Genomic DNA, 9,612 nt, shown 5'->3' on the forward strand with positions numbered 1-9,612 from the left:
TCGGCCCGGCCCCCCCCCCCCCCTCTCCCGCCCCCCCACCCCGGCGCGGGCCCCGGCCGCCCCCGGGGCCCTCCCCCGCGCCCGCGCCCCGGCCCCCGGCGGGGCGGGGGCGCGCCGACTCGGCTCGGCCGACGAGGCCCAGCCACTGGCCGTCTGACGGGCGTCCTGCTGACGGGCCGTCATGGTGGCCTCGGCGCGCGACGTCGGGGCCGCCACAGCGCCGTGCCGGACCGTCAGCGCGCCGTGCCGGTCCTGGCGCGCTGTGCCGGTCCTGGCGCGCCGCGTCGGACAAGTCAGTGCGCGGTGTCGGGAACGTCAGTGCGCCGCGTCGGACGAGTCAGTGGGCGGTGTTGGACCGACCGCGCCAACCCGTCACGGGGAGCGCGAACTTGGCCACCAGCCGGTCCGTGAACGGCGCCCGGTGCAGCCGGGCCAGCCGCACCGGCGTCTGCCCCCGGCGCACCTCCACCCGTGCTCCGGCGGGCAGTTCGACCGAACGCCGCCCGTCGCACCAGAGCACCCCGTGCGGGGTCTTGGGCTGCACCTCGACCGCGAGCACCGAGTCCGGCGAGGTCACCAGCGGGCGGGCGAACAGCGCGTGCGCGGAGATCGGCACCATCAGCAGCGCCTCCACCTCCGGCCACACCACGGGCCCGCCGCCGGAGAACGCGTACGCGGTCGAGCCGGTCGGCGTCGCGCAGACCACCCCGTCGCAGCCGAAGTTGGACACCGGGCGGCCGTCCACCTCGGTCACCACCTCCAGCATCCGCTCCCGGGACGCCTTCTCGATCGACGCCTCGTTCAACGCCCAGTCCTGGTGGACCACATCGCCGTTGGTGCGGACGATCACGTCGATCGTCATCCGCTCCTCGACCTCGTAGTCGGCGTCCACCACCCGCTCGACCACCACGGCCAGGTCGTCCCGCTCCGCCTCGGCCAGGAAGCCGACCCGGCCCAGGTTGATCCCCAGCATCGGCAGCCCGTGCGAGCGCGCCAACTCCGCACCGCGCAGCAGCGTCCCGTCCCCGCCGGCGACCAGGATCAGCTCGCAGCCGTCCGCCGCCCCCGGCCCCTCGGCGACCTTCTCGACCCCGTCCGGAAGGTCGAGGTCCACCGCCTCGGCCTCCAGCAGTCTGATCCGCAGGCCCGCTTTCAGCAGCCCGTGCACCAGGGCCTCGACGCTGCGCAGCGCCGTCTCCCGGCCGGTGTGCGCGATCAGGAAGACCGTACGTTCTCCATCGCTCATGCCGCTGCCCTCTCCCTACGTCTGCCGGGTCGCCCTTGGCCCGGTGCGGCCGCGTCGTACAGCATGACGGGCCGGACGTTCGCACAGCACCCTATCGGGGCCCCTCCGCCACGGCCCGGTCCGCCTCCGCGGGGTCCAGCTGCGGGGCGTCGCGGCGCATCCAGAGGAAGTACTCGACGTTCCCGGAGGGCCCCGGCAGGGGGCTCGCGGTGACCGCCCGCACGCCGAGACCGAGCTCCCACGCCTGCCCCGCCACCTGGCGGACCATCTCGGCGCGCAGCTGCGGGCTGCGCACCACCCCGCCGCTGCCGAGCCGTTCCTTGCCGATCTCGAACTGCGGCTTGACCATCAGCACCAGGTCCGCGTCCTCCGCCGCGCAGGCTGCCAGCGCCGGAAGCACCAGGCCCAGCGAGATGAAGGACAGGTCGCCGACCACCAGGTCGACCGGCTCGCCGCCGATCGACTCCAGGGTCAGCTCGCGCACGTTGGTGCGGTCCATCACGGTGACCCGGTCGTCGCTCTGCAGCGACCAGGCGAGCTGCCCGTAGCCGACGTCCACGGCCAGGACGTGGGCGGCCCCGGCCCGCAGCAGCACGTCGGTGAACCCGCCGGTGGAGGCGCCGGCGTCCAGCGCCCGGCGTCCCTCGACCACCAGGCCCTGGGGTACGAAGGCCGCGAACGCCCCTGCGAGCTTGTGGCCGCCGCGCGAGACGTAGTCGGGGTCGTTCTCGTCCTCGGCCACCACGACGGCCGCCGAGGTCTCCACCTGGGTGGCCGACTTGGTCGCGGTGGTGCCGCCGACGGTCACCCGCCCGGCCGCGATCAGCTCGGACGCGTGCTCACGCGAACGGGCCAGCTTGCGGCGGACCAGCTCCGCGTCGAGTCGGCGTCGTGCCACTGCCACTGGTGCTTCAGCTCCTACGGGTCCTGCGGGGTCATTCCCGGTCGAGTGCGGCCAGCGTGTCGGCGAGCCGCTGGTGAACATCTTCGTACACCGCGACGTGTGCCTCCGCCGGGACCCCGTCCAGCGCTTCCAGCCGGGCCAACCCGGCGTCCACCCCGGGGTGGCCGGTGGGCAGCAGCTCGACGCCGAGCGGCTCGGCGGGCGGGGTGGGATCACTCGTCTCGGGCATCCGGTTCCTTCGGGCTGGTGGTCTTGCGGACGGCCGTCGTCTTCGACGCGGTGGCCCCCTCGGCGGAGGCGGTCTTCTTGGCAGGGGTCCGCTTGGCGGGGGCCTTCTTGGCGGCGGTCTTCTTCGCAGCGGTAGCGGTCTTCCGCGCGGAATCAGCGGAAGCGGTCTTCTTGGCAGCCGTCTGCTTCGCCGGGGCCTTCTTCGCCGGAGCCTTCTTCGCCGGAGCCTTCTTCGCCGTCGCCTTCTCGGCCGTCGCCTTCTTGGCCGGGGCCTCGCTCGCCGGGGCCTCCTTCGCCGGGGTGCTCTTCCGGGCCACCGGCTCCGCCGCGACCGGCGGATCGACCTCGACCGGCTCGTCGACCTCCACCCGCTGGGTCACTATCGGCTCGTCCGCCGAGCGCTCGTCCTCGTACTCCCAGCCGTGCCCGAACAGGTCGTCCGCCCGAGGCGCCGGCGCCGGACCCTGCGCCGGCACGTCCGCGCCGGCCCGGCCGGGCTTCGCCGCGGCCGCCGCCGGTTCCTCCTCGACCTCGCGCAGCTTGCTCTCCAGGTACGCGAGCACCACGCCGACCTTGGTGACCTGGTCACCGACCTTCTCGAAGGCCTTCTCCACCTCGTTGCGCGCCACCCCGACGGCCAGGTCCACCCCCGCCCGCCCGGCGGTGACCGCCTCCTCCGCCAGCGTCTGCAGCGCCTGGGGAGACGGTGGGAACTGCCCGCCGAGCTTGCGCTCGACCTCGGCGACGTCGACGCCGGTCCGCTCCAGGATCGCGGTCGCCGTGCCGACGACCCGCTTGCCGACCTCCTCCACCACCGCGGTGGCGGCCGCCATCGCTTCCCGCACCGTCTTCGGCAGCATCCGGGTGCCTCCTTCGCGCCTGCGCGCGCATCGCTCCGTGGCCGTCGGTGCCCGGGCCTGTCCGGGCACCCCACTGACGACGCTACCGCCAAAACCCTTCTGAGGTACCGTGGCCCGGCAGTCAGAGCACCGTAGTGACCTGGGGATGGAGCCACCGCCATGGCGAACGCCGAGGAGTGCCGCGCGGCACTGGAACAGCTCAGCCGGAACATGGCCGCATCCACCGGCGACGTCCGCAAGGCCGCCGCCCTCGACCGCTCGCTCAGCTGCCGGATCACCGACCTCGACCTGACCTTCACCGGTCAGCTGCGCGACGGCCGGATCCAGGACGTCGTCGCCACGCCCGGCCCGCCCGCCACCAAGGCGGAGATCCGGCTCACCATGGCCAGCGACGACCTCATCGCCCTGGTCGACGGCACGCTCAACTTCGCCTCCGCCTGGGCGAGCGGCCGGGTCAAGCTGGAGGCCGGTCTCCGCGACCTGCTGCGGCTGCGCACCCTGCTCTGACGGCCGGCCGCCCGGCGGCGACGCGGATCAGAAGCCCAGCTCGGCCAGCGCGTTCCGCCCGTCCACCGGCCCGCCGTCCCCGTCCGCCGCCGTCCACGCGGCCGCACACAGCGCCCGCAGGCCGTCCCAGCGGTCCCCGGACCCGGTCAGCCGCAGCTCGCCACCCTCCACCCGGGCGGACCAGCCCCCGCAACCGAACCCGCCGTCGCCGGCCGACACCGCCGGGTGCGGGGCCAGCAGACCGCGCAGGTCCGGCGCCAGGTAGGTCGGCCGGTGCTCGGCCTGCGCCGCCAGCAGCTGCGCCGGGGTGGTCACCCCGGTGAACACCAGCAGGCTGTCCACACCGCCGTTGAAGGCGCCCTCGATGTCGGTGTCCAGACGGTCCCCGACCACCAGCGGCCGGCGCGCGCCCGTCCGCAGCACCGTCTCCCGGTGCATCGGCGGAAGCGGCTTGCCCGCGTCCTCCGGCTCCACCCCGGTCGCCGCCCGGACCGCCGCGACCAGCGTCCCGTTGCCGGGCGCGATGCCGCGCGCCGTCGGCACCGTCATGTCCGTGTTCGAGGCCACCCACGGCAGCCCGCCGCGCACCGCGTACGCGGCCTCCGCCAACTGCGCCCAGCCCACCGACGGGTCGAAGCCCTGGACCACCGCGAGCGGCTCGTCGTCCAGCGAGCGGACCGCCACCAGCCCGCGCTCGGCGAGCGCCTCCTCCAGTCCCAGGCCGCCCACGACCAGCACCTTCGCCCCGGCCGGGACCTTCTCGGCCACCACCCGGGCGGCCGCCTGGGCCGAATTGATCACGTCCGCGGGCTCGGCCGGCACCCCCAGCTCGGTCAGGTGCTCCGCCACCACCCGCGGCGGACGCGACGCGTTGTTGGTCACGTACGCGAGCCGCATCCCGGCCCGCCGGGCGGCCGCCAGCGAGTCCACCGCGTGCTCGATCGCGTGCGGACCGGCGTAGACCACGCCGTCCAGGTCCAGCAGCGCGGTGTCGTACGCCTCGGTCAGCGGGACGTCGCTGGCGCCGGGGGCGGTGCGCCCCGCCGTGGTGTCGGTCTCGGTCATGCCTGCACTACCTCGTTCACTGCGGGCTTCCCCATCACTGCGGACCCCGCGCTCTCGCCGCGGATCACCGCGTTCGTCAACTGCCCTGCTCGTAACCGGCCCGCTCAGGCGTCGCCATCGACGCCCCCGCGCTGCTCCCCGGCCTCCCGGTAGCCCGGGGCACCCGGCAGCAGCGGGCCGAACGCCCCGGCGCGAGCCGCCAGGGTGGCCCGGGTCTGCCGCAAGGCCTCCCGGTAGTGGTCGGCCTCCGGCCGCATCGCCACGGCCAGCGCCAGGTGCTCGGCGGACGTCTCGAAGTCGCCCAACCGGGCCGCCGCGACGCCCCACCCGAACTGAGCGTAGTCGTCCGCCGGATCGGCCAGCGCCACGGCCCGGAAGTTCTCCAGCGCCTCCGCGTACGACCCGGCGTCGAACTGCGCCCGGGCCAGCGCCTCCCGGATGCTGCGCGAGTGCGGCTCGGCCTCCGCCGCCCGGGCGAGCAGCTGCCCGGCGGCCGCCGGATGCCCCTGGGCCAGCAGCTTCGCGCCCCGGCGGAACCAGTCGTAGACGTCGCCCGCGGGCTCCCCGGGCCGGCCCTGGGCCGGAACGCTCCCCGCGGGGACGTGCTCCCCCGACCCTCCGTCGTCCGTCCGCTCCCGCCCGTCGTCCATGCCGTACCTCGCCCTCGATCGCTCGCCCGCCCCACGAGCCGGCACCGGTAATCAGATCTTTCAACAACGCGTACCCGGTTACCATGCCCAGAATGAGCGCACCCAGTGCAGAAGACGGAGTCGAGACTCCCGAGGGCGGCCCCGGCGATCCCGGGCACGTCGCCACCGCAGGCCTGTCCCTGTCCCCCTTCCGGGGCCTGCGCTACGTCCCCGGCAGGGTCGGCGCGCTGTCCGCGGTGATGTCCCCGCCGTACGACGTCGTCGACCCGGGGCGCCGACTCGACCTGGAGACCGCCGACCCGCACAACGTGGTCCGGCTGATCCTGCCCCGGCCCGAGCCCGAGGACGCCGGTGACCGCCCCGACCGCGACACCCGGTACCGGCACGCCGCCCGGCTGCTCGCCGCCTGGCAGCGCGAGGGCGTGCTCGCCGCCGATCCGGACCCGGCGATCTACGTCTACGAGCAGCGGGTGCCCGCCGGCGGCGACTCCCCCGAGCTGCTCCAGCGCGGCCTGATCGGCGCCCTCGCCGTCAGCGGACCCGAGGCCGGCGTGGTCCTCCCGCACGAGGACGTCATGCCCCGCCCGGTCGCTGACCGGGTGGGCCTGATGCGCACCACCCGGGCCAACCTCGAACCCCTGCTGCTCACCTACCGCGGCAACGGCGGCGCCTCCGGCGTCATCGAGCGGACGGTCGAGGGCGAGCCGCTGCTCTCCACCGCCACCAGCGACGGCACCCACCACCGCCTGTGGGCCGTCACCGACCCCGCCGAGATCGCCGAGATCAGCCGCGACCTGGCCACCTGCCGGGCGCTGATCGCCGACGGCCACCACCGCTGGGAGATGTACCTGCGGCTCCAGCGCGAGCACCGGCACCTGCCGCGCAGCCCCTGGGACCGCGGCATGGTGCTCCTGGTGGACACCGCCCGCTACCCGCTGCGGGTCCGGGCCATCCACCGGGTGCTGTACCGGCTGCCGGTGGCCGAGGCACTCGAGAAGCTCGGCGACCACTGGACGGTCAAGGAGGTCCCCGGCCCGCTGCCCACAGCGCTCCAGGCACTCGCCGAGCAGAAGCGGCACGGCGGCAACGGCTTCGTCCTCACCGGGGGCGACGGCGTCTACTGGCTGCTCGGCGAACCCGAGGAGTCCCTGCTCGACGCGACCGTGCCGCACGACCGGCCCGAGGAGTGGCGCCACCTGGACGCCACCGTCCTGCACGCCACGCTGCTCGACCACACCTGGCACGTCCCCGACGGCCCCGACCACATCGGCTACCTCCACACCGCGGCGGCAGCCGAGCGCGAGGCGGCCCGCACCGGCGGCACCGCCGTCCTACTGCACCCGGTCCGGGAGAGCGTGGTCCGCCGGCTGGCCGAGCAGGGCGTCACCATGCCGCGCAAGTCCACGTCCTTCGGGCCGAAGCCGGCCACCGGGCTGGTGCTGCGCAACCTGGCCCTGGGGTAGCCGCCCTGAAACGCCGTGAGGCCCTGCCGATCCCTCAGGGGGACCGGCAGGGCCTCAATCTCACGGCGCTTCAGGCGCTTCACGCACTTCAGGCGCCTCAGGGCACCTCAGGCGCTTCGGGCCGTCCACGGCTACCGCGCCGGGGCCGTCAGCCCTGCGCGCCGTCCTTGTCCTCGGCCTTCGCGGCCGGCTCGGACCGCTTCGCCTCGTCCTCGGCGTCCTGCGAACGCTCGGGCACCACGCCGTCGAAGTCCTCGTCGATCTCGAGGTCGTCCTCGTCGTAGTACTCCTCGACGTCCTCCTCGTCCTCGAAGATCACGCGGTCGTCGGAGACGTCGGCGCCACGCTTCTTCGCCGGGGCCTCGTCCTGCAGCGGCTCCTCGGCCAGCTCCGGGTCGAGCGCGTCCGTGAACTCCACACCGTCGATCTCGGCCAGACGCTCGGAGGCGTTGGTCGACCCGTCGGTGTCGGCCTCGGCGGCCTTGGCGAACCAGTCACGGGCCTCCTCCCCGCGGCCGGCCGCGATCAGCGCCTCGGCGTACGCGTACCGCAGCCGCGCGGTCCACGGGTGCACGGCGCTGGAGGCCAGCTCCGGGCTCTGCAGGGTGACGACGGCGGCGTCGAACTGCTCCATGTCGCTGCGGGCACCGGCCGCGACCAGGCGCATCTCGACCTGACCGGCCTTGTCCAGCTGCTTCACCTCGGGCTCGCCGGCCATCGCCAGCGCCCGCTCCGGGCGGCCCAGGCCGCGCTCGCAGTCCGCCATGACCGGCCACAGGTCGGCCCGGCCGGTCATCCGACGGGCGGCCCGGAACTCGGTCAGCGCCTCGGAGTAGCGCTGGGTCATGTACGAGGCGAAGCCGGCCGCCTCGCGGACGGCCGCGACGCGGGACGCCAGCCGCAGCGCGACGCGCGAGTACTGGTAGGCCTCCTCCGGCTCGCTGTCGAGCAGGCGGGCCACCATCACCAGGTTGCGCGCGACGTCGTCCGCGAGGGTCTTGGGCAGGCTCTTGAGCTCCTGGCGCACGTCCGCGTCCAGCTCGAAGCCGGTGACGTCCTCCGGGATCGGCAGGCGCTTGACCGGCTCGTAGTTGCCACGGCGGTCGTCGTAGTCCCGGCGGCCGCGGTCGTCGCGACGGTCGTCACGGCGGTCGTCGCGGCGGAAACCGCCACGGTCGCCACCGCGGTCGTCACGACGGAAGCCGCCGCGGTCACCACCGCGGTCACCGCGGTCGCGGTTGAAGCCACCGGACGGACGGTCGTCACGACGGAAACCACCGCCGGAGGGGCGGTCGTCACGACGGAAGCCACCACCGGAGGGACGGTCGCCGCCGCGGTCGTCGCGGTCGCGGAACGGCCGGTCGTCACGACGCGGACGCTCGTCACGGTCATCCCGACGGAAACCGCTCGGGCGGTCGTCGCGGCGGAAGCCGCCACCGGAGGGGCGGTCGTCACGGCGGAAGCCGCCGCGGTCGTCGCCACGGTCACGGTTGAAGCCACCCGACGGGCGGTCGTCGCGGCGGAAGCCACCGCGGTCGTCGCCACGGTCACCGCGGTCGCGGTTGAAGCCACCGGAGGGGCGGTCGTCACGGCGGAAACCGCCACGGTCGCCGCCGCGGTCATCGCGGTCGCGGAACGGCCGGTCGTCACGACGCGGACGCTCGTCACGGTCATCCCGACGGAAACCACCCGAGGGGCGGTCGTCACGGCGGAAACCACCGCCGGCCGGGCGGTCGTCACGACGGAAGCCGCCACCCGACGGGCGGTCATCCCGGCGGTAGCTGCCACCGGCGGCCGGGCGGTCGTCACGGCGGAAGCCACCGCGGTCGTCGCCGCGGTCACCGCGGTCGCGGTTGAAGCCACCGGAGGGGCGGTCGTCACGGCGGAAACCGCCACGGTCGCCGCCACGGTCGTCGCGGTCGCGGAACGGCCGGTCGTCACGACGCGGACGCTCGTCACGGTCATCCCGACGGAAACCACCCGAGGGACGGTCGTCACGGCGGAAACCACCGCCGGCCGGGCGGTCGTCACGGCGGAAGCCGCCACCGGCCGGGCGGTCATCCCGGCGGTAGCTGCCACCGGAGGGGCGGTCGTCACGGCGGAAGCCACCGCGGTCATCGCCACGGTCACGGTTGAAGCCGCCGGACGGACGGTCATCGCGACGGTAGCCGCCACCGGACGGACGGTCGTCACGACGGAAACCACCGCGGTCGCCGCCACGGTCGTCGCGGTCGCGGAACGGCCGGTCGTCACGACGCGGACGCTCGTCACGATCGTCCCGGCGGTAGCCGCCGCCGGAGGGGCGGTCGTCGCGACGGAAACCGCCGCGATCGTTGGACCAGCCCCCACGGGACCGGGGCTCGTGGCCTCGGCCATCGTCCGATCGGCGCTCGGGACGGCCCTCGGGCTGGTTCGACATCCTGGTGACTCCTTCTGCTGCTTCAGCTCCACCGCGGATCGACCAAAATCGAGTGCCGTCACGCGGTATCGGCGGCGACCTCCTGGCCGCGCACCATCTCCATTGTCCGACATGCCGGAAGCGTCCGCGCCTGGGCGGAAGTCCGGCCTGCCGGCCTCGTTCACGTTCGCGAAAAACAAAAAGGCCGCGGCCCCAGCCGGTGGCGGGGGGCGCGGCCATTAATAAATGTTGAGGGGCGGGCAAAACAACCACAGGGTGCCCCCGGGAGGT

9 protein-coding genes and 1 pseudogene are annotated in these 9,612 nt (G+C 74.6%); 2 read left to right on the forward strand and 8 right to left on the reverse strand.

Features of this window, described 5'->3' with window-relative positions:
- Window positions 1-337: 337 nt before the first annotated feature.
- The 4 genes from ABT247_RS28210 to ABT247_RS28225 form a co-directional block, all read right to left on the reverse strand.
- Window positions 338-1,246: an NAD kinase gene (locus ABT247_RS28210; RefSeq protein ID WP_350747816.1), complete on the reverse strand. Its 909-nt coding sequence runs from the start codon at window positions 1,244-1,246 to the stop codon at window positions 338-340.
- A 91-nt stretch (window positions 1,247-1,337) separates the two neighbouring features.
- On the reverse strand, window positions 1,338-2,144 hold the full coding sequence (locus ABT247_RS28215) for a TlyA family RNA methyltransferase (RefSeq protein WP_350747833.1): 807 nt from the start codon (window positions 2,142-2,144) through the stop codon (window positions 1,338-1,340).
- Window positions 2,145-2,181: 37 nt separating this feature from the next.
- Window positions 2,182-2,379 carry a hypothetical protein gene (locus tag ABT247_RS28220; protein ID WP_350747819.1) on the reverse strand — a complete coding sequence of 66 codons (198 nt, stop codon included), beginning with the start codon at window positions 2,377-2,379 and terminating at the stop codon, window positions 2,182-2,184.
- Window positions 2,363-3,238: a histone H1-like repetitive region-containing protein gene (locus tag ABT247_RS28225; protein ID WP_350747821.1), complete on the reverse strand. Its 876-nt coding sequence runs from the start codon at window positions 3,236-3,238 to the stop codon at window positions 2,363-2,365. Before ABT247_RS28225 ends, ABT247_RS28220 begins: the two co-directional genes overlap by 17 nt.
- A 159-nt stretch (window positions 3,239-3,397) precedes the next feature.
- Between ABT247_RS28225 and ABT247_RS28230 the strand changes: the two genes are divergently transcribed.
- The gene (locus ABT247_RS28230) at window positions 3,398-3,745 is read left to right on the forward strand and encodes an SCP2 sterol-binding domain-containing protein (protein ID WP_350747824.1); all 348 of its coding nucleotides are present in this window, start codon (window positions 3,398-3,400) and stop codon (window positions 3,743-3,745) included.
- A gap of 27 nt (window positions 3,746-3,772) precedes the next feature.
- On the opposite strand, the gene ABT247_RS28235 is transcribed toward ABT247_RS28230, so the two are convergent.
- Entirely contained in the window at window positions 3,773-4,810 is a 1,038-nt protein-coding gene (locus ABT247_RS28235; RefSeq protein WP_350747827.1) for an HAD-IIA family hydrolase, read from the reverse strand.
- Between the two features lie 104 nt (window positions 4,811-4,914).
- The gene (locus tag ABT247_RS28240; RefSeq protein WP_350747829.1) at window positions 4,915-5,460 is read right to left on the reverse strand and encodes a tetratricopeptide repeat protein; all 546 of its coding nucleotides are present in this window, start codon (window positions 5,458-5,460) and stop codon (window positions 4,915-4,917) included.
- A gap of 92 nt (window positions 5,461-5,552) precedes the next feature.
- Here ABT247_RS28240 and ABT247_RS28245 point away from each other — a divergent pair, with 92 nt between their 5' ends.
- Window positions 5,553-6,923, forward strand: coding sequence for a DUF1015 family protein (locus ABT247_RS28245; RefSeq protein ID WP_350747831.1), 1,371 nt, complete (start codon window positions 5,553-5,555; stop codon window positions 6,921-6,923).
- A 148-nt stretch (window positions 6,924-7,071) separates the two neighbouring features.
- On the opposite strand, the gene ABT247_RS28250 is transcribed toward ABT247_RS28245, so the two are convergent.
- Both ABT247_RS28250 and ABT247_RS33675 read right to left on the reverse strand, forming a co-directional pair.
- Complete coding sequence (locus tag ABT247_RS28250) at window positions 7,072-7,995, reverse strand: tetratricopeptide repeat protein (RefSeq protein WP_350747836.1); 924 nt, start codon at window positions 7,993-7,995, stop codon at window positions 7,072-7,074.
- Window positions 7,996-8,157: 162 nt separating this feature from the next.
- Window positions 8,158-9,120: pseudogene (locus ABT247_RS33675) on the reverse strand (hypothetical protein); the annotation flags it as partial.
- Window positions 9,121-9,612: the final 492 nt, after the last annotated feature.

The sequence above is a fragment of the Kitasatospora sp. NPDC001539 genome (genome assembly GCF_040298565.1).
Classification (GTDB): domain Bacteria; phylum Actinomycetota; class Actinomycetes; order Streptomycetales; family Streptomycetaceae; genus Kitasatospora.